This is a genomic window from Actinomyces denticolens (genome assembly GCF_002072185.1).
Taxonomy (GTDB): domain Bacteria; phylum Actinomycetota; class Actinomycetes; order Actinomycetales; family Actinomycetaceae; genus Actinomyces; species Actinomyces denticolens.
In genome coordinates this window covers 25,456-50,459 of record NZ_MVIW01000017.1, presented here as the reverse complement: position 1 = coordinate 50,459, position 25,004 = coordinate 25,456, and the positions used below count along the sequence as shown (strand labels likewise).

Genomic DNA, 25,004 nt, shown 5'->3' with positions numbered 1-25,004 from the left:
TCCTATTGTGCTCATGCGCCCGCGCTATGCGCCCTTGCGGGGACGGGTGAAGACCGCAGGCTATCCGATGTCTGACGGTGTGGACCGGAACAATGTCCCCATGGGACTAAAGGCCTAAATTAGAGTGGTCTAGAACGCTGTGTGAGTCATCGCACCGACGAGGCCCCGATCGTCTTGGCCGCGCCGGGGCCGAAGGGCCTACGCTTGGGGTGACGGCGCAACGATGTACCGCCACGCCTCACGAGGGCGACGACATAGCCGGGCGGGACCGCCGCCCACATACAGGAGGACACGGATGACAACTGAGGTCACTTCATCCACCACCGCGGAGGGCACCCGGACCGACGCGTGGGAGGGATTCGCCACCGGCCCGTGGACCGAGGACATCGACGTCCGCGACTTCATCCAGCGCAACTACACCCCCTACGACGGCGACTCCTCATTCCTCGCCGGCGCCACGGACAAGACCCTTCGCCTGTGGAACACCCTGGAGGAGAAGTACCTCAAGGAGGAGCGCAAGGTCCGCATCCTCGACGTCGACACCCACACCCCCAGTGACATCGACGCCTTCGCCCCCGGTTACATCTCCGAGGACGACGACGTCATCGTCGGCCTCCAGACCGACTCCCCGCTCAAGCGCGCCATGATGCCCAACGGCGGCTGGAGGATGGTGGCCCAGGCCATCAAGGAGGCCGGCAAGGAGGTCGACCCGGAGGTCGCCAAGATCTTCACCCGCTACCGCAAAACCCACAACGACGCGGTCTTCGACATCTACACCCCGCGCATCCGCGCCGCGCGCTCCAGCCACATCATCACCGGCCTGCCCGACGCCTACGGCCGCGGTCGCATCATCGGCGACTACCGCCGCGTGGCCCTCTACGGCGTCGACCGCCTCATCGAGCTCAAGGAGATCGCCAAGGACAAGGTCGCCGACCAGCCCTTCTCCGAGCACTGGGCCCGCTACCGCGAGGAGCACTCCGAGCAGATCAAGGCCCTCAAGAAGCTCAAGAAGATGGCGGCCGACTACGGCTTCGACATCTCCGGCCCGGCCAAGAACGCCCACGAGGCAGTGCAGTGGACGTACTTCGCCTACCTCGCCTCGGTGAAGTCCCAGGACGGCGCCGCCATGTCCATCGGCCGGCTCTCCGCCTTCCTCGACTGCTTCTTCGAGCGCGACCTCAAGGCCGGCGTCATCGACGAGGCCCGCGCCCAGGAGCTCATCGACAACATCGTCATGAAGCTGCGCATCACGCGCTTCCTGCGCACCACCGACTACGACCAGATCTTCTCCGGCGACCCCTACTGGGCGACCTGGTCCGACGCCGGCTTCTCCGACGACAACCGCCACATGGTCACCAAGACCTCCTTCCGCCTCCTCCAGACGCTGGTGAACCTCGGCCCCGCCCCGGAGCCCAACATCACCATCTTCTGGGATGAGAAGCTCCCCAAGGGCTACAAGGACTTCTGCGCCTACATCTCCATCACGACCTCCTCCATCCAGTACGAGGCCGATGAGCAGATCCGCGAGCACTGGGGCGACGACGCCGCCATCGCCTGCTGCGTCTCCCCGATGCGCGTGGGCAAGCAGATGCAGTTCTTCGGCGCCCGCGTCAACTCCGCCAAGGCGCTCCTGTACGCCATCAACGGCGGTCGCGACGAGATGACCGGCAAGCAGGTCGTCACCGGCCTGCCCGGCATCGAGGGCGATGGCCCCCTGGACTTCGACGAGGTCTGGGACAAGTACGAGAAGATGCTCGACTGGGTCGTCGCCACCTACGTGGAGGCCCTCAACATCATCCACATGTGCCACGACCGCTACGCCTACGAGGCCATCGAGATGGCGCTGCACGACTCCGACATCGTGCGCACCATGGGCTGCGGCATCGCGGGCCTGTCGATCGTCGCCGACTCCCTGAGCGCCATCAAGTACGCCAAGGTCACCCCGGTGCGCGATGAGACCGGCCTCGTCGTCGACTACGTCACCGAGGGCGACTTCCCGATCTACGGCAACGACGACGACCGCGCCGACGACATCGCCGCCACCGTGGTCCACACGATCATGTCCAAGATCAAGGCGCAGCCCATGTACCGCGACGCGATCCCGACCCAGTCCGTGCTGACGATCACCTCGAACGTCGTCTACGGCAAGGCCACCGGCTCCTTCCCGTCCGGCCACAAGAAGGGCACCCCCTTCTCCCCGGGCGCGAACCCGGAGAACGGCATGGACACGCACGGCATGGTCGCCTCCATGCTCTCCGTCGGCAAGCTCGACTACAACGACGCCCTCGACGGCATCTCACTGACCAACACCATCACCCCGCAGGGCCTGGGCCGCACGCTCGACGAGCGCGTCTCCAACCTCGTGGGCATCCTCGACGCCGGCTTCGTCCCGGACGACTGCGCCGAGGTCTGATCGCACCGCGCGATCCCCTGGACCATCACGGCTCAGAACACAACTCACCACACAGAAAGGGGCAGACATGCCCACCTACGAAGAGCGCCTCGAGTCCATGAAGGCGCAGCGCCAGGACAACGGCGGCGTCAAGGGCCTCTACCACGCCAACATCAACGTCCTGGACCGCAACACCCTTGAGGACGCGATGGAGCACCCGGAGAACTACCCGAACCTCACGGTCCGCGTCTCCGGCTACGCCGTCAACTTCGTCAAGCTGACGCGCGAGCAGCAGCTGGACGTCCTCAACCGCACCTTCCACGCCGGCGCCTGATCCGGCCGGGGCGGGGCTCAGATGACTGAGACCATGGCCCCCGCGACGCCGGGCGGCCGGGACCAGGATTTCCTGGCCCCGGCCGCCCGTCTGCGCGGGGCGGGCATCGGCGGGCTCGAAGAGCTCACCGACATTCAGCGCTCGGAGCGACTCGCGCGCATGCGCGAGGGGACTCTGGGCTCCATCCACTCCTGGGAGCTCGTCACAGCGGTGGATGGTCCCGGCACGAGGATGACCATCTTCCTCAACGGCTGCCCGCTGCGCTGCCTCTACTGCCACAACCCGGACACCTTCCTCATGAAGGACGGCGAACCGGTCGAGGCCGATGAGCTCCTGCGGCGCATGAAGCGCTACAGGAACGTCTTCAGGGCCTCGGGCGGCGGCATCACCCTCTCCGGCGGCGAGGTCCTCATGCAGCCCGCCTTCGCGGCGCGCCTCCTGGCCGGCGCCAAGGCGATGGGGATTCACACCTGCATCGACACCTCCGGCTATCTCGGACGCAACGCCACCGACGAGATGCTCGACAATGTCGACCTCGTGCTCCTCGACGTCAAGAGCGGGGATGAGGAGACCTACAAGAGGGTCACCGGCCGGGAGCTCGCCCCGACGATCGACTTCGGCGACCGCCTGGCCGCCAAGGGCATTGAGATCTGGGCCCGGTTCGTCCTCGTCCCCGGTCTGACGGATGATCCGGGGAATGTGGAGAATGTCGCGCGGATCATCGAGCGCTGGGGCTCCGTGGTCAGCCGCGTCGAGGTGCTGCCCTTCCACCAGATGGGCACCGACAAATGGGATGCGCTGAGGTTGGAGTACAAGCTGCGCGACACGCGTCCCCCCGAGCCCGAGCTCGTGGAGTCCACGCGCGCGATCTTCCGCTCCCACGGATTCACCGTGCACTGAGGATCGGGCGCCCCTCGGCCCCCGGAGGGGGCTCACAGGATCGGTCAAGGTACGGCACAGGGCCCCATCATGTGATGCTCTTACCGTTCCTCCCGGCAGCCGGTGGTCCGCCCGGCGCCCTACCGCGCCGGGCAGCATCTCCAGGCGCGGATCGGCGGTTGCTCCGACTCGTACCGAACCCGCCCCCCCCGCCGGGGTGAGAAGAGGCCTCACCATGCTCTCCACGTCCGTGAATCCGCCTGCGCGCCCGGGCTCACTGGAGCAGATCGACTGGGAGGCCTTCCGGCTCGCGGCCAGTGAGGCCGGGCAGACGCTCCCCATCGAGCAGACCGAGGTCTGGGACCGCTTCGACCTCGCCCAGGACGGAAGGCAGCCTTGGGGTCGGCTCGTCTACCGCGACGTCGACGGGCGGGACCGGGCCCTCATCTCGCTGACCCGTATGCAGGTTCGCGGCTTCCCCTACCTGTGGGCCCGGCACGCTCCCGTCTGGCTGGGGCCCGCGCCCACGGCGGCCGAGGAGGCCGACCTGCGAGGGCGGCTCGTCCGCCATGTCCGCCATGCCGATCCCTCGACGGTGTTCGTGCGCATGCACGCCTCGTTCGTCGGCGAGGACTGCCACGAGCTCCTGCAGACCATGACCTACGACCGCACCGTCATCCTCGACCTCGACCGCCCCACCGATGAGGACCTCCTGGCGAGCTTCAAAGCCCGGGGCCGCAGGGATGTGCGCAAGGCCCTGCGCAATGAGGCGATGCGCTTCGCCGATGAGACCGGCCGCGCCCAGGAGGCCTTCACCGAGCTCTACGAGGTGCTCCTCGAGACCGGGGAGCGCGATGGGTTCCGGCCGGCTCCCGAGCAGACCTACCGGACGATGCTGGCCGCTCTCGGCCCCGAGCACGCCCGGCTCTACGTGGGCCGCGACGGGGAGGGGCGGGTGCTCGCATGGTCGATCGTCACGGTGTACGGCGACGGCGCCATGCGCTACTACGCCGCCTCCTCCTCGCAGGGCCGGAGGCTGCGGGCCGCCGACGCCCTGCTCTACCGCGAGGCCTGTTGGCTGCGCGCCGAGGGCGTCACCCGCTACGACCTCATGGGAGTGGACTCGGAGCGCGTTCCCGAGCTCGCCGGTGTGCGGGAGTTCAAGAGCAAATTCACCCAGAGCGGCCCCGTCGACGTGCCCGGCGCCTGGGACATCCCGGTCAAGCCCTCCGTGTACAAGACCCTCGCCATGGCGCTGGGCGCCAAGCGGGCCGTGCGATCGGCCATGAGCCCCGTGCGCCGCCGGATCTCGACGACGTCCATGCGGGGCCTCCGAGCGCCATCACCGCGGCCGGGGCAGTGCCCGGCCCGATCCTCGCTCTCCGGTGGGCGCCCCGCCCCGGCCCTCACGCGCACCCGGGGATGATGAGGCGGCCGAGCCCGATCGGGGGCCTAGACGGCTCGGCGCAGCGCTCGGGACAGGGGATCGGCGCACTGCTCGACCTGCCAGGGCCGGGCGTCGAGATCCTCCAGGCGCGCCGCCACGGACTCCGGGTCGATCGCCGGATGGCCTCCCCGGGCCATCTCATGGCCGAGGTCCCAGGCGAGGCGGCGCTGCGATTCGGGAGCGAGGAGCAGCTCCTGGGGCACGCGGATCCGCTCGCCGTGCGCCCGTACGCAGGAGCGGACGACGTCGAGGAGCCGCGCGGCCTCGGGGTGGCGGCGCGCCCATGAGCGCGGCTGGGGCAGCTCGCCGGGCGCGAGCGGGGAGCGCAGCGGTGGGAGCTCCTCGTCGGGAAGGCTGAGTGCCCGCTCCACCGCCCGCCACCACACCTCGGAGTGCTGGCGCGCCTGGCGGGAGGAGAAGTCCTTGAGCGCGAAGAGCTTGCGCCGCGAGGTCGGGCAGGCGATCGCCGCGGAGACCACGGCGCGGTGGGAAAGGATCTTCGACGGCGTCCGATCGAGCTCGGCGGCGAGGTCCTCCCGGGCGGTCCAGACCTCCCGCAGCACCGCCAGCGAGCGCCTGGAGCGGACGGCGGTTCCCGCGCGCGGCGTCCTGCGCCAGGGGTCGGTCTTCGGCGGTCTGGGGCCGCGCGTCCGCACCGCCTCGAACTCCTGCATGGCCCACTCGAGTTTCCCCGCGTCGGCCAGCTCGGCGGCGAGGGCCTCCCTCAGCTCGGCGAGGAACTCGACGTCGAGGGCGGCGTAGACGAGCCAGGAGTCCGGCAGGGGGCGGGTGGACCAGTCGGCGGCCGCGTGGTCCTTGGCCAGCCTCAGGCCGAGCGTCTCCTCGATGACCGCGCCGAGGCCCACGTGCTCGCGGCCGAGCAGCCTGGCCGCGAGCTCGGTGTCGAAGACCTCCCGGGGGGTCAGTCCCACATCGGCCAGGCAGGGCAGGTCCTGGTCGGCCGCGTGCATGATCCACTCGGGCCCGTCCAGGGCCGCGGCGAGGGCGTCGAGGGGCCCGGCCGAGACCGGGTCGACCAGGACGGTTCCGGCGCCGGCGCGCCGCAGTTGGATGAGATAGGCGTCCTGGCCGTAGCGGAAGCCCGATGCCCTCTCGGCGTCGACGGCGATGGGTCCTGCGCCCCCCGCGATCGCGGAAGCGGCCAGCGCCAGCGCCCCGGGGGAGTCCGTCAGTGGGGGAAGCCCTTCGGCGGGTCGCCGGTAGGGGACGACCTCATCGGCGGGCACCGGCTCCTCGGTCGTTCCGAATCGGCTGACCGGTACGGCCCGCCTCACCGGGCCCATCCCGCGAGGGCGAGCATGGGGAAGGCCATTTCGGGCTCATGCCCCGCGGCCGCGTGGAGCGCCTGGTACCAGGCGGCCAGGTGCGGGGCGAGGTCGGTGGTGGATGGCGACCAGGAGGCTCGGATCTCCGCGTGCGCGCAGGAGTCGGTGAGCTCCAGGCCGCCGAAGGTCTCGGAGACCACTCTGGTGACGGTTCCCACGAGGGCGCGGTGGCCGGCGCCGGCCTCGTCGAGGGCATCGGACAGCCACGTCCAGGCCGCATGGCCCAGGAGCGGGTCGGAGCTGACCTCGTCGTCGATCCGGGAGCGCACCATGACGACGACGCGCAGGTCGCCGCCCCAGGCGGCCTGCCCCGCGGGATCGTGCAGGACGATGAAGCGGCCGGAGGCCACCGGCGTGCCGGAGTCGGTCTCCTCCGTCTCCGCCGACAGGGCTGCGGCATAGGGGGCGAGCCGACGGGGCGCGGGAACCTCCTCCAGGATGAGGCCGCGGGGCCGGTCGGCCCCCCTCATCGACAGGAGCACCGCTTCGAATAGCTCAGGGATCTGCGCGGCCGCCTCCGGGGACGAGGCAGGACCGTTCGTGTCGTTCACGGCCTCAGGGTACCGGCGCTCAGGCCGAGCCCGTGCTGCCACGCCGCAAGAAGCCGTAGCCGGGGGCGCCTCAGGTTCCTATGACGGCGGATCGCGGCGCATCCGGCTCGGGGATGCGGGGAGGCCCGGCGCGAACCAGTGGGCGCATGTCGGTCTTAGCGGGATTGTCAGGCCTCACCGCCGTGGCGCGTCCCGCCGGCATAGGCGCTTTGTTCGTGCGCGAATAAGCATGCGATCCCTCTCGCCAGTCCTCCGGTCCCCGGCGGCTCGGGTCCTACTAGCCGTGAATTATCTGAACGGGATGATTCTGCTGCGGTCCTCGGTGGCTCGGGTCCTTCCCCGCTGCGCCCTCGTCCCCGGGGTACCGTCTCGGCCCGGGGAAACCGTCTCGGCCCGACGCTGCGCCCTCAAACTGCGAGAATGAGGGCGCAACGCCGAGCTGAGACGGTATGTGCGGGCTGAGACGGTATGTGCGGGTCGAGGTGGACGCGCTGCGGGCCATGGGCGCGCAGTGAGTGGGCCGCGGCTCCTGAGGATGACACGACGGTTGCGCCCGCATCGCACAGGTTCGTCACGGTCGCTCATGCCGAAAGGATCATCGTGATAGACGATGGTGCGGTGGTCAGCGTCGGCGCCCATGCGGAACTGATGCGGATATGCGCGTTATCGTGAGATGTATGAGGCTGAGATCCTGTGAGCTGTTCCCATGGATGCGGGTATGGGGGAGGGCGTGCGGCGATCAGCGCCGGGCGATGAGCGTCTGGCCCGCCGCGAGGACGCCCGGGCGGCGCGAGCCGACGCCCGCCTCCCCGGGCTCCCACGAGGCGAGGGCCTCACCATGATCCGGCGCCGGGCGCTCCTGGCCGGACAGGTTGACCGCGACGATCACGTCGTCGTAGGCCACCGTGATGACGCCGTCGGCGTCCTCGACCCCGGGCCATTGCCGGCGCTGCGACCATTCCAGCGCGCGGCGCAGCGCGATCAGGCGGGTGAACCAGTCCAGCATCCGCGTGTGCTCCGGCGCGCCGGGCTCGTCCCAGTCCAGGCGCGAGGCGGCCACCGTCGATGGCGACTGCGGGTCCGGGATGTCCTCGGACGACCAGCCGAAGTCAGCGAACTCCCGCTTGCGCCCCTGGCTCACGCCCGCTGCCAGAGCGGGGTCGTCGTGGTCGGTGAAGAACTGGAAGGGGCGTCGCGTGCCCCACTCCTCGCCCATGAACAGCATCGGCGTGTAGGGGCTGAGCAGTACGAGTGCCGCCTGCCCCGCCAGCGCGTCATCGCCCAGCGAGGCGGCCGGCCGGTCCCCGACGGCCCTATTGCCGACCTGGTCGTGGTTGGAGGAGAAGACGACGAAGCGCCGGGGGTCCGTGCCCTCCGGGACCGGCGCGCCCCACGGGCGCCCCCGGAAGCTCGACCACGACCCGTCGTGGAGGAAGGCGCGGGAGTACGCCTTCAGCCAGGCTCCCGGGGCGGCGAAGTCGGCGTAGTAGCCCTGGGACTCGCCGGTGAGACGGGCGTGCAGGGCGTGGTGGACGTCGTCGGCCCACTGGGCGGTCATGCCCAGCGAGGGCACGCGCGCGGGCGGTGGCTCATCGGTGGGGGTGATGACGCCGACGTCGTTGAGATCGGACTCGGCGATGAGGCTCAGCGGTCGGCCGAGCTCCCCGGACAGCGCCGCGACGGCGTCGGACAGCTCGGCGAGCACATGGCGGGGGGAGTCGTCGACGATGGCGTGGATCGCGTCGAGGCGCAGGGCATCGACGTGGAAGTCCCTCAGCCAGCGCAGGGCCGCGTCGATGACATAGGCGCGCACCTGCTCACCGCCGGCCTGGTCGAAGTTGACGGCCTCGCCCCAGGGCGTGTGGTGCGCGGCGGTGAAGTAGGGGCCGAAGGCGCCCAGGTAGTTCCCCGAGGGGCCGAGGTGGTTGTAGACGACGTCCAGGCACACGGCGATCCCCTCGCGGTGCGCGGCGTCGACGAAGCGCGCCAGGGCCTCGGGCCCGCCGTAGGGCTCGTGGACCGCCCACAGGCTCACGCCATCGTAGCCCCAGCCCGAGGCACCCGGCGACGGCGCCAGCGGCATGAGCTCGACCATGTCCACCCCGAGCCGGACCAGGTGCCCCAGCCGCGCCGCCGCGGCGTCGAGCGTCCCATCGGGCGTGAACGTCCCCACGTGCAACTCGTAGATGACCGCGCCGCGCGCGTCCCGGCCGCGCCACCCGTCGTCGGTCCACAGACCCGCCCGCGCCGAGGGATCCACGTAACGCGAGAGGCCGTGGACGCCATAGGGCTGGCGGGCACTGCGCGGATCGGGGAGGTCGGGGGAGCCGTCGACCCGGAAGGCGTAGTCCGTGCCGGGGTCGAGCGCGCGGGGGCTCACCCACCAGCCGTCGCCGACGCGCTCCATGGGCAGCGCCCGCCCGGTGGCCGGCAGGCTCAGCTCCACTTCGGCGGCACCGGGCGCCCACACCGGGACCCGCTCGCCGATGGGCAGGGCGGGGCTCTTCCAGGGGCGGCGCGCGCCCGCGGCGGGGGTCCTTCCCGCGCCGGTCACGGCCGGGCCTCCCCCCGCCCGTGGGCCCGCGCCCCCTCGGCCGAATCACCGGCTCCCCCCTCATCCGCGGCCGCGGGGGAGGCCTGGCGGGCCAGGACGACGACGGGCGCATCACCCATGAGATCGGCCAGGGGGAGCGTGCCCCCACCGGTCCGGGCATCGGTGGTCACCGAGCACCACTGCCCCTCGGGCAGGACGATGGAGTGCTCGCGCCAGCCCCCGAGGGTCGCCAGGCGCCTGCCCAGGCGCCGCACGACGACGATGACATCCTCCTCGCCGTCGAGCGTGCGGGCGAAGGCGAAGGCGTGGGATGTGGTCACGGGGATCGCCCGGTAGCCGGAGCGCGACCCGACGAAGGTCTCGGGGCGGCTCCTGCGCAGGCGCAGAAGCGCGGCGGTCAGGGCGAGCTTCTCCTCATCCAGGCCGCGCGCGGGGGTGCCGGAGTCCAGGTGGGACAGCATCCGCTCCAGGCCGGCCTCGCCGCGGTAGTCCACCGGTCGGCGGTTGTCCGGGTCGACGAGACTGGTTCGGGTGATCTCCGAGCCCTGGTAGACGTCGGCCACGCCGAGCCAGGTCAGGGCGAGGGCCTTGTTCGCCAGGATGATCGCGCGGGTCTCGCGGGCGGTGAGCGAGGCGAAGGCCTCGATCTGCTCGGCGACGGCGGGATCGGTGAGCAGGTGGGCGGCGTAGCCGGTGAGCGCCTCCTCGCGGGCGGTGTCCGGACTGGTCCACGTGGTCCAGGTCTTCTGCTCCCGGGAGGCCTTGATGAGGTAGGCCGTCAGCCGCTCGGGGGTCATCGGGTCAGCGCTGCCGGGGGCCCAGGTGCCCCACAGCACCTGCCACAGGAGGAGTTCGCTGCGCCCGTCGAGGTCCATGGGCCGAGCCTCGGCGGTCAGGAGGCGCAGCCGGCGGACGAGGTCGGTCCACTCGTCGGCGTAGGAGGCCAGGACGTCGAGGCGCGCGCGCACGTCCTCCCCGCGCTTGGTGTCGTGGGTGGTGGAGGTGACCATGGTGGCGGGCCAGGTGGCCTGGGCGCGCTCGGCCCAGGCATGGGCCTCATCGGGGTCCAGGGCGAAGCCGGAGGGGTTCCCGCCGACCTCGGTCAGGCTGGTCAGATGCATCCAGCGGTAGAAGGCGGTGTCTTCGACTCCCTTGGCGGTCACCGCCCCGCAGACCTGCTGGAAGCGGACGATGGCCTCGGCGCGCAGTGGGGAGTCGGACATTCCCTCGCTTCCCACGGGCTCGCCGAGCAGGAGTGCGACGACGAGATCGAGGGTCTCGGCCTGGTCCTCCTCCAGCCGCTCACGGGCGCGCTCGGCGGAGGCGCGCAGGACGGCGGCCTGCTCGGGGTCGGCCGGGTGCCCGGGAACGATGTAGGCCCGGTAGCGGTCCGCGGCCACGAGCAGCTCGACGAGGCAGGCGTGCAGGTCGCGCAGGGTGTGGTCGCGCAGGCGCACGTCCAGGGAGGTGAGGCGGTCGAGGATGTCCGCGAGCCGGTAGACCTCCGCGGCCAGGGAGCCGCCGATGACCTCCCGCTTGGCGGTCTCGACGACGCGCGGGTAGTCGATCGGCCCCTCACCGGCGAGCTCGTGCATGAGCATGCCCAGGCGCGCCGAGCCCGCGGGATCGACCTGCAACTGGTCGATGCGCCAGGCGGCGTCGTAGCCCGTCGTGCCGGCGACCGGCCATGAGGGGGGAAGGGACTCATCGGGCGCCAGGATCTTCTCCGCGGCGATCCACGCCTGGCCGGTGGCCTCGCTCAGGCGCGCCAGGTAGCCGCCGGGGTCGGCCAGGCCATCGGGGTGGTCCACACGCAGCGCGTCGATCGTGCCGTTCCCGATGAGCTCGGTGATGAGCGCGTGCGAGCCCTCGAAGACGACCGGGTCCTCCACGCGGATGGCGGCGAGCGTGCCGACGTCGAAGAAGCGGCGGTAGTTCGTCTCCTCATCGCCGACCTTCCAGTAGGCCAGGCGGTAGAACTGCTGCTCGACGAGCACGGCCATGGGCAGGGACTCGGTGCCCTCGGCGACTGGGAAGACGTGGTCGAAGTAGCGCAGCACCCACTGCTCGCCCCGCTCGGGCTCGGTGGGCACGACGATCCGCTCCAGGCGCAGCTCGTCGTCGGCCAGGACGCGGCCGATGCGCGCTCCCAGGATCGGCATGAGGATCGGCTCATCGACCGACACGTCGAACCAGTGCGCGTAGGGGGACTCGGGGCCATCGCGCAGAACCGACCACAGGGGCAGATTGGACCAGCCGGGAGTGGGAACGGCCATGTGGTTGGGGACGATGTCGACGACGACGCCCAGACCCGCCTCGTGGGCGGCGCCGGCCAGGCGCTCCAGCCCCTCCCTGCCCCCCATGGGCTCGGAGATGCGGGTGTGGTCGACGACGTCGTAGCCGTGGGTGGAGCCGGGCGCGGCCTGGAGGATGGGCGAGAGGTAGAGGTCGGTGATGCCGAGGTCGACCAGGTAGGGCAGGAGGGCCCGGGCGGTGTCGAAGTCCAGGTCCGCGCCCAGCTGGAGGCGGTAGGTGCTCACGGGGGCGCGCCGTCCCTCGCCCGGCAGGTGGCCGGACCAGGGGGCGTAGCCGGTCTGCGGCGCCGCCTGCGCGGGGGAGGGGGTGCCGCCGGTCGGCGCGGGGCCCGCGGGGGGCCGGCGCGGGTCGGCGTGGTCCGGGGAGGTGGTCGAGGTGCGGTGATCGGTCATGCTCTCGGTCCTCCTGGGGGTCAGGACTGCCTCATGGGGTGGTCAGGGCGGTTGCCCGGACCGTATCAGGAACGCCTCGGGCCCGTGCGGGCGGAGCCTCCCCGCTCCTGCGGCTCCGGGCCCTGGTCCGCCTGCTCGTCGGAGACGAGGAAGAGGATCGAATGCGCCTCGACGACGACCTGCTGGCCGGCCCGCAGCGCCCCGGGGTGCACCTCGTCCGTGGCGGGCGCCGTGTCGAGGGCGATCCTCCAGGCCGGCGCGTGGTCGGCGTCGGGGATGGTGAAGGTGATGTCCTCCCCGGCGGCGTTGATGAGGATGAGGATGGAGTCGTCGACGATCCGCTGGCCGCGCTCGTCGGGCTCGGCGATGGCCTCGCCGTTGAGGAAGACGGCCATGGCGCGGGCGTACCAGGTCGCCCAGTCCTCGTCGGTCATGCGCGCCCCGGAGGGGCCGAGCCACTCGATCTCGCCCATGTCCGATTCGCCGCCGTGGCCCGCGGCCCCGGAGAAGAATCGACGACGGCGCAGTACGGGGTGCTCCTGGCGCAGGCGGATCATGTCCGAGGTGAACCGCAGGAGCTCGCGGGCCTCGCCGTCGAGGTCCCAGTGGACCCAGGTCAGCTCGTTGTCCTGGCAGTAGGCGTTGTTGTTGCCGTTCTGGGTGCGGCCCATCTCGTCGCCGTGGCAGATCATGGGCACGCCCTGGCTGAAGAGGATGGTGGCCAGGAAGTTGCGTGCCTGGCGACTGCGCAGCTCCAGGACGGCCGGGTCATCCGTGGGGCCCTCCGCACCGCAGTTCCACGAGCGGTTGGCGTTGTCGCCGTCGGCGCCGCCCTCCCCGTTGGCCTCGTTGTGCTTGTCGTTGTAGGACACGAGGTCGCGCAGGGTGAAGCCGTCGTGCGCGGTGACGAAGTTGACGCTGGCCACCGGCGTGCGGCCGGAGTTCTGGTAGAGGTCGGAGGATCCGGTGATCCGCGAGGCGAAGTTGCCCAGGGTGGAGGGCTCGCCCCGCCAGAAGTCCCTGACCGTGTCCCGGTAGCGGCCGTTCCACTCGCTCCACAGGGCGGGGAAGCCGCCGACGTTGTAGCCGCCGTCACCCACGTCCCAGGGCTCGGCGATGAGCTTGACCTGGGAGAGCACGGGGTCCTGGTGGATGATGTCGAAGAACGCGCTGAGCTTGTCGACCTCGTGGAACTGACGGGCGAGAGTGGAGGCCAGGTCGAAGCGGAAGCCGTCGACGTGCATCTCGGTGACCCAGTAGCGCAGCGAGTCCATGATCATCTGCAGAACCGCCGGGGAGCGCATGAGCAGGGAGTTGCCGGTGCCCGTGGTGTCGAAGTAGTGCTCCTGGGAGCCGTCGACGAGCCGGTAGTAGGCGGCATTGTCGATGCCCTTGAAGGACAGCGTGGGGCCCATGTGGTTGCCCTCGGCCGTGTGGTTGTACACGACGTCGAGGATCACCTCGATATCGGCCTCGTGGAAGGCCTTGACCATGGACTTGAACTCCTGGACCTGCTGACCGGCCTCGCCGTAGGCGGCGTAGGCGTTGTGCGGGGCGAAGAAGCCGATGGTGTTGTAGCCCCAGTAGTTCGACAGGCCCTTCTCCTGCAGGTGCGTGTCGTTGACGAACTGGTGGACGGGCATGAGCTCGATCGCCGTGATGCCCAGTGCCTTGAGGTGGTCGATGACGGGGCGCTGCGCCAGGCCCGCGTAGGTGCCGCGCAGCTCGGCGGGGATCTCCGGGTGCAGCTCGGTCATGCCCTTGACATGGGCCTCGTAGATGATCGTCTCGTGGTAGGGGTGGGCCGGCGGGCGGTCGTGGCCCCAGTCGAAGAAGGGGGAGATGACGATCGAGCGCATCGTGGCGGGCGCGGAGTCGGACTCGTTGCGGGTGTCGGGGGCGTCGAAGTTGTAGGAGTACAGGCTGGGGGAGGGGGACACCTGGCCTGAGATCGCCTTGGCGTAGGGGTCCAGGAGGAGCTTGGAGGGGTCGCAGCGGTGGCCCGAGCCGGGATCGTAGGGGCCGTGGACGCGGTAGCCGTAGACCTGGCCGGGGTAGACCGAGGGCAGGTAGCCGTGCCAGACGCCGGCGTCCACCTCGGTCAGGGGCACGCGGGTCTCGGTCCCGGCGTCGTCGAAGAGGCACAGGTCGACGCCGGAGGCGACGGAGGAGAACAGTGCGAAGTTGGTGCCGGAGCCGTCGAAGGTGGCGCCCAGCGGCGCGGGCCGACCCGGCCAGACGATCGGTGCGTCGGCGGATGCGGCGGGGGCGGTGTCGGGCTTCGCGGGCTCGGGGGAGGGGGCGAGGGGGTCGGCGAGTGCCTCGGGAGCGGGGGGTGCCGCAGGCTCAGGGGACGACGGCTCGGTCGCCGTCGGCAGTGGCGCGCGAGTCGGTTGGGGGGTGCCCGTGCTGGTGTCCATATGCGATACCTTGCCATGGCGCGGCGTCCAGGAGCGGGACCTTGCGGCTTGACGACGCGCGTGAGACGGCGTGACGGAGGTCATGCGCCGGGCGGACGGGGCGGATTTGGCAAGGCCGTGCGGCCCCTGCTACGTTTCTGCCCGCGCCGTGATGCGGTGCGAGCATGCGGATGTGGCTCAGTTGGTAGAGCATCACCTTGCCAAGGTGAGGGTCGCGGGTTCGAGTCCCGTCATCCGCTCGGGCGATTGGCGCAGCGGTAGCGCGCTTCCCTGACACGGAAGAGGTCACTGGTTCGAACCCAGTATCGCCCACTCCTCACGACTCCACCCAGGCCCGGGCGGCGCCCCGGGCCTTCGCTCACCGCAGCGCCGCCTCCCTCATCGCTCTCACGTGCTCATGCGGCTCGGGTACGGCTAGGCTGGCCCCGGTGGGGACACGGCGCCCGTCCCGCCGGCCCTGAACCACGGGCGCGGAGCCCGCTCCAACGGCCCCGCCCACACGATCCCCAGGAGGACCACGGATGACCGCACGGCACGAGCGGATCCTGCCCGTCGTCATCGGCGGTGACATCGGCGTCTACGCCATCGCCCGCCAGCTGCACGAGGCCACCGGTCGGCGGGTCACCGTCCTGGCCAATGCGCCCATCGGCGCCATCCGGCGCTCCACCTACATCGACACCGCGCCCTTGCCAGCCCATGCCACCCGGGACGAGATCCGCGACGCCCTGACCGGCCTGGCGGCCGGGCGCGAGCCCCGCAGCGCCGTCGTCATGGCCAACACCGACGCCATGGCGACCATCCTGGCCTCCCTGCGGAGCGACCTCGAGCCGGTCTACGCCGTGCCCTTCCCGGACGTCGACGTCATCGACCGCGTCTCCGACAAGGGCGCCTTCGGCCGCATCTGCGACGAGGCCGGCGTGCGCAGCCCCCGGCAGGTCGTCGTCGACTTCTCGGGCGCCGACGCCCCCGATTGGGCCGCCCCCGCCATCGGCATCCCCTTCCCGCTCGTGGCCAAAGCGGCCGTGGGCGCCGCCTACGACGCCGTCGAGTTCCCCGGCAAGCGCAAGATCTGGTTCATCGACAGTGCCGCCGAACTCGACTCCCTGTGGGCCGACCTGCGCGAGGCCGGCTTCCGCTCCACCTTCGTCGTCCAGGAGCTCATCGCCGGCGACAACACGGCCATGCGCTCCATCACCGCCTACGTCGGCTCCGACGGCACCGTCAGGCTCATCGGCTCGGCGCGCGTCCTCCTGGAGGACCACGCCCCCACGATGATCGGCAACCCCGTCGCCATGATCACCGAGGCCTTCCCCGAGCTGTGGGCCGGCGCCGAGCGCATCCTCACCGCCGCCGACTACCGCGGCTTCGCCAACTTCGACGTCAAGATCGACCCCGCCACCGGCGAGCCCGTCTTCTTCGAGATCAACCCGCGCATCGGCCGCAACTCCTTCTACATGACGGCGGCCGGTGCCAATCCCATGGTCCCCATGCTCGCCGACCTCATCGACGGCGCGCCCCTGCCCCGCAAGGAGGTCACCGAGGAGATCCTCTACTCCCTGGTGCCTACGCGCCTGCTGCTGCGCTACGTCCGCGACGACGCCCTGGCCGCCCGGGTCCGCTCGCTCGCCCCCGGCGCGGACCCCCTGCGCGATCGCGCCGACCGCTCCCTGGTGCGCGCCGCCCTCGTCGAGGCCCAGCGCCTCAACCACTACCGGAAGTTCAAGCGCTACTACCCTGAGCCCACAGACCTGTCCTACTGACGCGCGGCCCGGCGTCCCGGCGCCGACCGCGCGGCCCCACCCCGTTCCCTGACCAACCCGCGCGAGGAGCACGACGATGACCAGCAACGATCACCCCGCCATCGGGCGCCCCGAGACTCTCAGGCGAGTCGATGGGCGCGAGATGCGCCTGGCCATCGGCAACACGCCGGTGAGCATCGAGCAGACCGAGGCCTGGGAGCGCTACGAGGCCTCCCAGGGCCACGCCCTGTGGGGCCGGTACCTCTACGTCGGTGAGGACGGCAAGCCCGTGGCCGCCATCGCCATCTACGCCGACACCATCGGCGGGCGCCCCTTCCTGTGGGCCAAGCACGGTCCCACCTGGCTCAAGGAGCAGTCCCCCGAGCGCGAGGCCCACCTGCGCGAGCTCCTGCGCGCCGAGATCCGCCGGCGCGACCGCGCGATCCCCTTCCTGCGCATGCACGCCCGCTACAGCGCCCCGGACCTCCACGAGCTGCTCAACACCATCACCTACGACCGCACCTTCATCATCGACCTCACCCCGCGCACGCCCGACGCCATCGCCGCCGCCATGCCCAAGGACGGGCGCCGCGCCGTCAAGCGCGCCCAGCGCGTGGCCGACGAGGCCGGCTGCACCATCAGCGACGAGACGGGCCTGGAGCGCGGCGAGTTCGCCGCCGTCTACGAGGTCCTCGCCGAGACCGCCCGGCGCGACGGCTTCCGCCCCCACCCCGCCGACGTCTACTGGTCCATGCTCACCTCGCTCGGCCCCGAGCACGCCCGGCTCTTCGTGCTGCGCCGCGACGGCGTCCCGCACTGCTGGGACCTCATCACCACATCCGGCAAGGACGCGACCGCCTACTACGGAGCATCCTCCACCGAATCCCGGCGCTTCCGCGGCGCCGAGGCCCTCGACTGGTGGGCCGCCCGGACCCTCGCCGAGGAGGGCTACCGCGGCCTGGACCTCATGGGCGCCGACTCGCCCCGCGTGCCCGAGCTCTACCAGGTCGGCATGTACAAGAAGCGCTACGCCAAGCACCCCACCGAGGTCGACGGCGCCTGGGACGTGCCCGTCAACCGGGCCATGTACGCCGCGCTGCGCGCAGCCAAGACCGGCAAGGGCGCCTACAAGGCCCTTCGCGGGCGTCTCGGCCGGCACTGAGAAGTTCGAGCACTCTGCGTAGACTGCACCGCGTGCCGTCCGCGGCGCGCCCCGCACTCACCAAGCCAAGGAGATCGCAGTGCCCTCCCAGATCCCGCAGACCATCGACGTGACCATCGACGGCGCCGCCCGCGCCATCGCGGCGGGGACGACGGGCACCGAGCTCTTCGCCGAGGAGGCTCGGCTCGGCGCGGTCGCCATGCGGGTCGACGGCGAGCCCTGGGACCTGGCTCGCGAGATCCCCGCCGGCGCCACCGTCGAGCCCATCGCGCTGGACTCCGAGGACGGCCTGGCCATCCTGCGCCACAGCGCCACCCACGTCATGGCCCAGGCCGTCCAGGAGATCTTCCCAGACGTCAACCTCGGCATCGGCCCCTTCATCACCGACGGCTTCTACTACGACTTCGGGGGGATCGACGCCGTCACCCCCGAGCTCATGCGCGAGATCGAGAAGCGCATGAAGCGCATCGTCAAGGAGGGGCAGCGCTTCGTCCGCCGCGACATCTCCGAGGCCGAGGGCCGCGCCGAGCTCGCCGACCAGCCCTACAAGCTCGAGCTCATCACCACCAAGGGCGCCGGCGCAGAGTCCGCCTCCGTGGAGGTCGGCTCGGGCGGCCTGACCATGTACGACAATGTCCGCCGCGACGGCACGGTGGCCTGGAAGGACCTGTGCCGGGGCCCCCACCTGCCCAGCACCAGGCTCATCGGCAACGGCTTCGCCCTGACCAAGTCGTCCTCCGCCTACTGGAAGGGCGACCAGTCCGGCGACTCCCTCCAGCGCATCTACGGCACCGCCTGGGCCTCCAAGGAGGACCTGACCGCCTACCAGGAGCGCATCAAGGAGGCCGAGCGGCGCGACCACCGCAAGCTCGGCGCCGAGCTCGACCTCTTCTCCTTCCCCGAGGAGATCGGCCCGGGCCTCGTCGTCTTCCATCCCAAGGGGGCGATGCTGCGCCACGAGATCGAGAGCCACGTCATCGACCGCCACCGCGAGTACGGCTTCGAATTCGTCCACACCCCCGAGATCTCCAAGGGCGGGCTCTTCCACACCTCGGGCCACCTGCCCTACTACGCGGACACCATGTTCCCGCCCATGCTCGCCGACGAGGAGCGCGACGCGGAGGGCAGCATCACCAAGGCCGGCCAGGAGTACTACCTCAAGGCCATGAACTGCCCCATGCACAACCTCATCTTCCGCTCCCGCGGCCGCTCCTACCGCGAGCTCCCGCTGCGGTTCTTCGAGATGGGGCACGACTACCGCTACGAGAAGTCCGGCGTCGTCCACGGCCTGACCCGCATGCGCGGCTTCACCCAGGACGACTCCCACACCTACTGCACCGCCGAGCAGGCGGCCGAGGAGATCAAGGCCCAGATCGCCTTCTTCATCTCCATCCTCAAGGACTTCGGGCTCACCGACTTCCACCTCGAGCTGTCGACCCGCGACGAGGACGGCGCCAAGAAGGACAAGTTCATCGGCTCCGACGAGGACTGGGAGACGGCCACTCGGGCACTGGCCGAGGCCTGCGAGGCCTCCGGGCTCGAGATCGTCCCCGACCCCGGCGGCGCCGCCTTCTACGGCCCCAAGGTCTCCGTGCAGGTCAAGGACGCCATCGGCCGCACCTGGCAGATGTCCACCGTCCAGTACGACTTCAACCAGCCCGAGCGCTTCGACCTGGAGTACACCGCCGCCGACGGCACCCACCAGCGCCCCATCATGCTGCACTCGGCCAAGCTCGGCAGTGTCGAGCGCTTCATCGGCGTGCTCACCGAGCACTACGCCGGCGCCTTCCCCGCCTGGCTGGCCCCGGTCCAGGCCCGGCTCATCCCCGTGGCCGAGGCCTTCGACGACTACGTCGACGGTATCGCCGACGCGCTGCGCGCCGCCGGGGTGCGCGTCGAGGTCGACCACTCCGATGACCGCTTCGGCAAGAAGATCCGCAACGCCGCCAAGGACAAGATCCCCTTCACGCTCATCGCCGGCGGCGACGACGCCGAGGCCGGCGCCGTCTCCTTCCGCTTCCGGGGCGGCGACCAGGTCAACGGCGTGCCCGTGGACGACGCCGTCGCCCACATCCGCCGGGTCATCGCCGAGCGCCTCAACGACCCGGCCGACGAGAGGCTCGTCGCCCATGAGTGACGACGCCACGCCCGCCGTCGCGACAGCGCTCTCCGAGCGGGCCGGGATCGAGGACCCTCCCTACCACGAGGGGGCGCCCGGAGCCTTCCAGCGCCTGTGGACGCCCCATCGCATGGTGTACATCGGCGGGGCCGACAAGCCCAAGGACTCCACGCCGGGCCAGTGCCCCTTCTGCGCCGCCCCCGGGCGGGGCGACGAGGACTCGCTCATCGTCCACCGCGGCGAGCGCGCCTACGTCATCATGAACCTCTACCCCTACAACACGGGGCACCTCCTCATCTGCCCCTATCGGCACATCTCGGAGCTGACCGAGGCCACCGACGCCGAGCGCGTGGAGATCATCCAGCTCTCCGCCCGCTCCATGGAGGTCCTGCGCGAGGTGTGCCACCCGCAGGGGTTCAACCTCGGCATGAACGCCGGCGAGACCGGGGGAGCGGGCATCGCCGCGCACCTGCACCAGCACGTCGTGCCCCGCTGGACCGGTGATGCCAACTTCATGCCGATCATCGGGCGGACCAAGCCCGTCCCGCAGCTCCTGGGGGACCAGCGCGACATGATCGCCGGCGCCTGGGACTCCGCGCCCGCGACGCCCCGCGAGCCCTGACCGGCGCGGCGCCGGCAGCCCCACACCCCACTGACACGAGACACGAGGCAGCCCATGCTCGGAAACCACGGCAGAGGCCTGACAAAGGCCCTGTTCACCAGGCCGGCCCTGCTCCTGGCCAAGGCCGGGATCACCCCCAACATGCTCACCGTTGCCGGGACCGCCGCCTCCATCACCGCGGCCGTCCTCACCATCCCCCAGGGCCGCTTCATCCTCGGCCCCCTCCTGCTGACCTGCCTGCTCGTGGCCGACTCCTTCGATGGCATCCTCGCCCGCGCCACGGGCGCCTCCTCAGCCTTCGGGGCCTTCCTCGACTCCACCATGGACCGCCTCGCCGACGGCGCCGTCTTCGGCTCGCTCGCCATGTGGGCCGCCACGCACCTGGAGCCCGGGCCCCTGAGGACCTGGACGATCGCCCTGGCCCTGGCGGCGGTTGTGCTCGGCGCGGCCGTTCCCTACGCCCGCGCCCGCGCCGAGTCCGTGGGCGCGAAGGCCTCCGTGGGCATCGCCGAGCGCACTGACCGCCTCGTCGCCATCGGCCTGGCCGTGCTCGCCGTGGGCCTGGGCGCCCCCCAGTGGGTCATCACCGCGGGGCTCGCGCTCGTCACCACGGCCTCCCTCATCACGGTCGTCCAGAGGGTCCTCACCGTTCGGGCCCAGCTCGCCGGCGTGCCCGCGGGCGGCAGCGCGGGAGCCGCCGGGTGAGGCGGCCCCGCGTCGAGGACGCCTACCGCCTCGCCTGGCGGGGCGCCAGGCGCCTGCCCACCGGCCTCGGCTACGCCCTCGCCCACGCCGCCGGCGACGCGCTGTGGGCCCGCCAGCGCGTGCTGCCCTCCCGAGGCGGCGGGGTGGGCCAGCTCGAGCGCAACCTGGCCAGGATCATGCCCGTCGGCACCCCGCGGCGCCGGATCCGCGCGCTGTCCCGCGCCGGAATGCGCTCCTACATGCGCTACTTCTACGAGGCCTTCGCCCTGCCCGGCGTCGGCCAGGAGCGCATCCGCGCCCGTGTCCGGGCCGACCTGCCCCCCACGCTGCGCGAGGACCTCCAGGGTGGCAGCGTCGTCCTGGCGCTCGCCCACATGGGCAACTGGGACCTGGCCGGCGCCTGGGCCTCGTCCGAGCTCGTCGGCGTGCTCACCGTCGCCGAGCGCCTGGAGCCCGCCGATCTCTTCGACCAGTTCGTCAGCTTCCGCACATCGCTCGGCATGCGCGTCATCGGGCAGGGGCATGGCGAGAGGGTCTTCGAGCCGCTCGTCGCCGCGGCCGGAGAGCAGCGCCGCCTCGTCGCCCTCCTGGCGGACAGGGACCTGTCGTCGGCGGGCATCGAGGCGGATCTCCTCGGCCACACGATCCGCGTGGCCGCCGGGCCCGCCGCCCTGGCGCACCGCCTCGGTCTGCCGCTGTATGCCACCGCCATCCACTACGAGCGCCTCAGCGGCGAGCGCCGTCGCCGCGCCGGGGGGCGATGGGGCATCGTCCTCACCCTCGTCAAGGTGCCCGCCCCCCGGGGCGGGGAGGACGCTCGGGGCGACGGCGATGCCCGCGAGCTCATCACCGCCTGGACGAGGGCGTGGGTGGCGGCCCTCGCCCCCAGCCTTGCCGCTCATCCCGAGGACTGGCATATGCTCCAACCCGTCTACGACGCTGACCTCGACCACGAGCGCCTGGCCAGGCGCCACGCCCGGGAGCAGGAGGGACCCGCATGAGGATCGGACTCGTCTGCCCCTATTCCATGGACGCCCACGGAGGGGTCCAGGCCCATGTCATGGACCTGGCCACCGAGCTCATCAGCCGCGGCTACGACGTCGGCGCGCTGGCGCCCGCCTCGGAGGACGTCGAGCTGCCCGACTGGATGACCTCCGCCGGGGACTCCGTCGCCATCCCCTACAACGGGTCCGTGGCCCGCCTCAGCTTCGGGGCGCGCGTGGCCCGCCGGGTGCGGCGCTGGCTGGCCGACGGCCAGTACGACCTGCTCCACATCCACGAGCCGATCACGCCGAGCATCGGGATGCTCGCTCTCCAGTCGGCCACGTGCCCGGTCGTGGGCACCTTCCACGCCGCCATGGACCGCTCGCTGGCCCGGGGCCTGCTCTCCCCGATGGCCACCCCCCTCATGGAGCGCATCACCGCTCGCATCGCCGTGTCCGAGGAGGCCCGGCGCACCCTCATCCAGTACCACGGCGGCGACGCCGTCGTCATCCCCAACGGCGTCAACGTCGCCCCCTTCGCCTCCGCACCCAAGGACGACCCGCGCTTCGCGGGCGCCCACGGGGCCCCCACGATCTCCTTCCTCGGACGGCTCGACGAGCCCCGCAAGGGGCTGGCCGTGCTCGCCGGCGCCATCCCCGCCGTCCTCGATGCCGTCCCGGGCGCGCGCTTCCTCATCGCCGGGCGCGGCCAGGCCGAGGAGCAGCGGCGCGAACTCGCCCGATTCGGGGGCGCCATCACCTTCCTCGGCGGGGTGAGCGACGAGGACAAGGCCGCCATGCTCGCCTCGGCCACCTGCTACGTCGCCCCGCAGACCGGCGGGGAGTCCTTCGGCATCGTCCTCGTCGAGGCCATGGCCGCCGGCACCCGGGTCGTCGCCTCCGACCTGACCGCCTTCTCCGACGTCCTCCAGGGCGGCCGGCTCGGCGCGCTGTTCACCAATGGCGACAGCGCCGCCCTCGCCCGGGCCATCATCGACACCCTCACCCAGGACGAGGCCGCCGATGCCCGCCGACGCGCCGCCGCTGAGGCCGTCGGCCGCTACGACTGGGCCCGGGTCACCGACGCCGTCCTCGACGTCTACGACATGGCGCTGTCCACCGCCCACACCCGAATCACCGTCGCCCCGGGCCAGCGCACCGCGCTCGGGCGCCTGAGAGACGCCCTCGACGATTGAGAAGGATCCCCATGAACGGACTCGAGTCCATCCTCCTGCCGGTCATCGCCATCCTGCTCCTCATGCTGGTGCTCGGCTGGAGGCTCTACGCGATCGCCGTGAGGGTCGACCGCCTCCACCGGCAGGTCCTCGGCGCCCGCGCCACGCTCGAGAAGCACCTGGCCTACAGGGCGCAGGCCGCCGTCGACCTCGGCTCAACGGGACTGCTCGACGCCGCCTCGGCGATGCTCCTCCAGCGCGCCGCCCATGAGGCGCTCGACTGCGAGCACCCGATCGTCCCCGACGGACTCGACCCCCTCGACACCTCCGGGCGCAGGGCGGCGCCCGCCGCCGGCGCCCCGGGGCGCTCCCGGGCCGCCGTCGAATCAGACCTCTCCCGGGTGATCCGCGCCGCCGTCGATGCCGAGGCCAGGGCCGAACTGCGCGGCACCGAGCTGGGCACCGAGGCCGTCGACCGCCTCGAGCGGGCCGGTGCGCGCGTCGTCCTGGCCCGCCGCTTCCACAACACGCACGTCGCCGAGGCCCGCAGGCTGCGCTCCACCCCCGCGGTGCGCCTGCTGCGGCTGGCCGGGTGCGCCCCGATGCCCAGCGCCTTCGACATCGATGACGACATCGAGCCATCCCCTGATCAGGAGGCATCATGACCGCACCCGGAAGCTCTGGATGGGCGCCGCGCGCAGGCTACCGGCGCTCGGCCTGGGCCCCCCGCCCCACACGTCACGAGGACGTTTTCGCCTCCCCCTCCGCCCCCGACTGGGCCGATCCCGTCGCCATGCGCCGCGCGCGCCGGCGCCGCGTCGTCGTCGGCCTGATCGTGGCGGCCGGCGTTATCGGCGCCGGCATCATGCTCTACGTGCTGGCCTCCATCGCAACCAGCGGCTCCAGCCTCGTCCAGATGACCCTCCTCGCCCTCGTGCCGCTGGCCATCGTCCTGACCACCGTGTGGTGGATCGACCGCTGGGAGCCGGAGCCGCTCGGGATGCTCCTGCTGGCCTTCCTGTGGGGAGTCGGCGTGTCCACGGTGATCTCCATGGTGGCCAACACCAGTGCCACCATCCTCCTGGCCGGCGCCACCAACGACTTCCAGTACGTCAGCGCCGTCATCACCGCGCCCGTCGTCGAGGAGAGCACCAAGGGGCTGGGCGTGCTCCTCATCTTCCTGCTCTCGCGGCGCTCCTTCAACGGCGCCGTCGACGGCATCGTCTACGCGGCCGTCGTGGCCGCCGGCTTCGCCTTCTCCGAGAACATCCTCTACTTCCTGCAGAACCAGGACAATCTCGCCCGCACCTTCGTGCTGCGGGGCATCATGTCGCCGTTCGCGCACATCATGTTCACCTCCTGCACCGGCGTGGCGATCGGCGCCTCGGCCAGGATGCGCTCGCGCCTGGCCTGGCTGTGGACCACCCCGATGGGCCTGGCCGGGGCGATCTGCCTGCACGCCTTCTGGAACGGCGCGCTGTCGAGCAACCTCACGCTCTACTTCATCGTCGAGGTCCCCCTGTTCATCGCCTCCATCGCCGTCGTCCTGGCCCTGCGCTGGCGCGAGAGGCTCCGGATGCGCGCGAGGCTGCGCGAGTACGGGCAGGCCGGCTGGTACCACGAGGCCGAGGTCACCATGCTCACCACATCCGCCGGGCGCCGGGCCGCGCGCAGGTGGGCCAGGAGGCGCGGCCCGAACGCCAAGCGGGCCATGCGCGACTTCCAGGCCGCCTCCGTCCAACTGGCCAATCTGCGTCAGGGCGCCATGGAGGGGCACTCCGCGGGCGACTTCGCCGCTTCCGAGAAGGCCCTCCTCGGCCGCGTCGTGGACTCGCGCGCCGTCTACATGGGGCAGCGCTGAGATGGCC

The 25,004-nt window shown here is 71.4% G+C and carries 18 protein-coding genes and 2 tRNA genes; 15 read left to right on the top strand and 5 right to left on the bottom strand.

Translation table 11 applies throughout. The annotated features are described in order from the left end of the window. Window positions 1-295: 295 nt before the first annotated feature. From B1H55_RS06510 to B1H55_RS06495, 4 genes are all read left to right on the top strand, one after another. The gene (locus tag B1H55_RS06510; protein WP_073454182.1) at window positions 296-2,413 is read left to right on the top strand and encodes a pyruvate formate lyase family protein; all 2,118 of its coding nucleotides are present in this window, start codon (window positions 296-298) and stop codon (window positions 2,411-2,413) included. A 67-nt stretch (window positions 2,414-2,480) separates the two neighbouring features. Beyond that, window positions 2,481-2,726, top strand: a complete 246-nt coding sequence (gene grcA2 / locus B1H55_RS06505; RefSeq protein WP_017178723.1) for an autonomous glycyl radical cofactor GrcA2 — start codon at window positions 2,481-2,483, stop codon at window positions 2,724-2,726. Between the two features lie 21 nt (window positions 2,727-2,747). Continuing rightward, a complete protein-coding gene (pflA, locus tag B1H55_RS06500) occupies window positions 2,748-3,626 on the top strand; it encodes a pyruvate formate-lyase-activating protein (protein ID WP_073454184.1) in 879 nt (292 codons plus the stop codon). 229 nt (window positions 3,627-3,855) lie between these two features. Continuing rightward, window positions 3,856-5,031, top strand: coding sequence for a lipid II:glycine glycyltransferase FemX (locus B1H55_RS06495; protein WP_231952536.1), 1,176 nt, complete (start codon window positions 3,856-3,858; stop codon window positions 5,029-5,031). Between the two features lie 26 nt (window positions 5,032-5,057). On the opposite strand, the gene B1H55_RS06490 is transcribed toward B1H55_RS06495, so the two are convergent. The 5 genes from B1H55_RS06490 to glgX all read right to left on the bottom strand — a co-directional run bounded on the left by B1H55_RS06490 (window position 5,058) and on the right by glgX (window position 14,631). Continuing rightward, window positions 5,058-6,299, bottom strand: a complete 1,242-nt coding sequence (locus B1H55_RS06490; protein ID WP_231952534.1) for an HRDC domain-containing protein — start codon at window positions 6,297-6,299, stop codon at window positions 5,058-5,060. A 44-nt stretch (window positions 6,300-6,343) separates the two neighbouring features. Further along, window positions 6,344-6,901: a DUF3000 domain-containing protein gene (locus B1H55_RS06485; RefSeq protein ID WP_096519583.1), complete on the bottom strand. Its 558-nt coding sequence runs from the start codon at window positions 6,899-6,901 to the stop codon at window positions 6,344-6,346. Window positions 6,902-7,688: 787 nt separating this feature from the next. After that, window positions 7,689-9,503 carry a malto-oligosyltrehalose trehalohydrolase gene (treZ, locus tag B1H55_RS06480; RefSeq protein WP_080461646.1) on the bottom strand — a complete coding sequence of 605 codons (1,815 nt, stop codon included), beginning with the start codon at window positions 9,501-9,503 and terminating at the stop codon, window positions 7,689-7,691. Then, window positions 9,500-12,211, bottom strand: coding sequence for a malto-oligosyltrehalose synthase (gene treY / locus B1H55_RS06475; RefSeq protein ID WP_080461645.1), 2,712 nt, complete (start codon window positions 12,209-12,211; stop codon window positions 9,500-9,502). Before treY ends, treZ begins: the two co-directional genes overlap by 4 nt. Before the next feature lie 65 nt (window positions 12,212-12,276). Then, a complete protein-coding gene (gene glgX / locus B1H55_RS06470; RefSeq protein ID WP_231952531.1) occupies window positions 12,277-14,631 on the bottom strand; it encodes a glycogen debranching protein GlgX in 2,355 nt (784 codons plus the stop codon). Between the two features lie 166 nt (window positions 14,632-14,797). Here glgX and B1H55_RS06465 point away from each other — a divergent pair. From B1H55_RS06465 to B1H55_RS06415, 11 genes are all read left to right on the top strand, one after another. Next, a tRNA-Gly gene (locus B1H55_RS06465) sits at window positions 14,798-14,870 on the top strand. A 1-nt stretch (window position 14,871) separates the two neighbouring features. Then, window positions 14,872-14,943 (top strand) — tRNA-Val (locus B1H55_RS06460). 209 nt (window positions 14,944-15,152) lie between these two features. Further along, complete coding sequence (locus tag B1H55_RS06455; protein WP_077241040.1) at window positions 15,153-16,391, top strand: carboxylate--amine ligase; 1,239 nt, start codon at window positions 15,153-15,155, stop codon at window positions 16,389-16,391. 76 nt (window positions 16,392-16,467) lie between these two features. Further along, a complete protein-coding gene (locus B1H55_RS06450; RefSeq protein ID WP_073454198.1) occupies window positions 16,468-17,532 on the top strand; it encodes a lipid II:glycine glycyltransferase FemX in 1,065 nt (354 codons plus the stop codon). Between the two features lie 79 nt (window positions 17,533-17,611). Then, window positions 17,612-19,669: a threonine--tRNA ligase gene (gene thrS / locus B1H55_RS06445; protein WP_077241041.1), complete on the top strand. Its 2,058-nt coding sequence runs from the start codon at window positions 17,612-17,614 to the stop codon at window positions 19,667-19,669. Further along, window positions 19,662-20,273, top strand: a complete 612-nt coding sequence (locus tag B1H55_RS06440; protein WP_073454202.1) for an HIT family protein — start codon at window positions 19,662-19,664, stop codon at window positions 20,271-20,273. Before thrS ends, B1H55_RS06440 begins: the two co-directional genes overlap by 8 nt. 54 nt (window positions 20,274-20,327) lie before the next feature. Beyond that, window positions 20,328-20,978 carry a phosphatidylinositol phosphate synthase gene (pgsA, locus tag B1H55_RS06435; protein WP_077241042.1) on the top strand — a complete coding sequence of 217 codons (651 nt, stop codon included), beginning with the start codon at window positions 20,328-20,330 and terminating at the stop codon, window positions 20,976-20,978. Continuing rightward, on the top strand, window positions 20,975-21,979 hold the full coding sequence (locus B1H55_RS06430; RefSeq protein WP_073454206.1) for a phosphatidylinositol mannoside acyltransferase: 1,005 nt from the start codon (window positions 20,975-20,977) through the stop codon (window positions 21,977-21,979). The genes pgsA and B1H55_RS06430 overlap by 4 nt, the downstream gene beginning before the upstream one ends. Further along, window positions 21,976-23,157, top strand: a complete 1,182-nt coding sequence (locus B1H55_RS06425; RefSeq protein WP_077241043.1) for a glycosyltransferase family 4 protein — start codon at window positions 21,976-21,978, stop codon at window positions 23,155-23,157. Before B1H55_RS06430 ends, B1H55_RS06425 begins: the two co-directional genes overlap by 4 nt. Window positions 23,158-23,168: 11 nt before the next feature. Further along, a complete protein-coding gene (locus tag B1H55_RS06420) occupies window positions 23,169-23,801 on the top strand; it encodes a hypothetical protein (protein WP_077241044.1) in 633 nt (210 codons plus the stop codon). After that, complete coding sequence (locus B1H55_RS06415; RefSeq protein WP_096519467.1) at window positions 23,798-24,997, top strand: PrsW family intramembrane metalloprotease; 1,200 nt, start codon at window positions 23,798-23,800, stop codon at window positions 24,995-24,997. Before B1H55_RS06420 ends, B1H55_RS06415 begins: the two co-directional genes overlap by 4 nt. Window positions 24,998-25,004: the final 7 nt, after the last annotated feature.

Excerpts from the sequence above, each read along its gene's own strand:
- B1H55_RS06510 (WP_073454182.1), top strand. The coding sequence starts at position 296 with ATGACAACTGAGGTCACTTCATCCACCACCGCGGAGGGCACCCGGACC.
- pflA (WP_073454184.1), top strand. The coding sequence starts at position 2,748 with ATGACTGAGACCATGGCCCCCGCGACGCCGGGCGGCCGGGACCAGGAT.
- treY (WP_080461645.1), bottom strand. The coding sequence starts at position 12,211 with ATGACCGATCACCGCACCTCGACCACCTCCCCGGACCACGCCGACCCG.
- B1H55_RS06420 (WP_077241044.1), top strand. The coding sequence starts at position 23,169 with ATGAACGGACTCGAGTCCATCCTCCTGCCGGTCATCGCCATCCTGCTC.
- grcA2 (WP_017178723.1), top strand. The coding sequence starts at position 2,481 with ATGCCCACCTACGAAGAGCGCCTCGAGTCCATGAAGGCGCAGCGCCAG.
- B1H55_RS06455 (WP_077241040.1), top strand. The coding sequence starts at position 15,153 with ATGACCGCACGGCACGAGCGGATCCTGCCCGTCGTCATCGGCGGTGAC.
- B1H55_RS06425 (WP_077241043.1), top strand. The coding sequence starts at position 21,976 with ATGAGGATCGGACTCGTCTGCCCCTATTCCATGGACGCCCACGGAGGG.
- B1H55_RS06450 (WP_073454198.1), top strand. The coding sequence starts at position 16,468 with ATGACCAGCAACGATCACCCCGCCATCGGGCGCCCCGAGACTCTCAGG.
- pgsA (WP_077241042.1), top strand. The coding sequence starts at position 20,328 with ATGCTCGGAAACCACGGCAGAGGCCTGACAAAGGCCCTGTTCACCAGG.
- glgX (WP_231952531.1), bottom strand. The coding sequence starts at position 14,631 with ATGGACACCAGCACGGGCACCCCCCAACCGACTCGCGCGCCACTGCCG.
- B1H55_RS06440 (WP_073454202.1), top strand. The coding sequence starts at position 19,662 with ATGAGTGACGACGCCACGCCCGCCGTCGCGACAGCGCTCTCCGAGCGG.
- B1H55_RS06415 (WP_096519467.1), top strand. The coding sequence starts at position 23,798 with ATGACCGCACCCGGAAGCTCTGGATGGGCGCCGCGCGCAGGCTACCGG.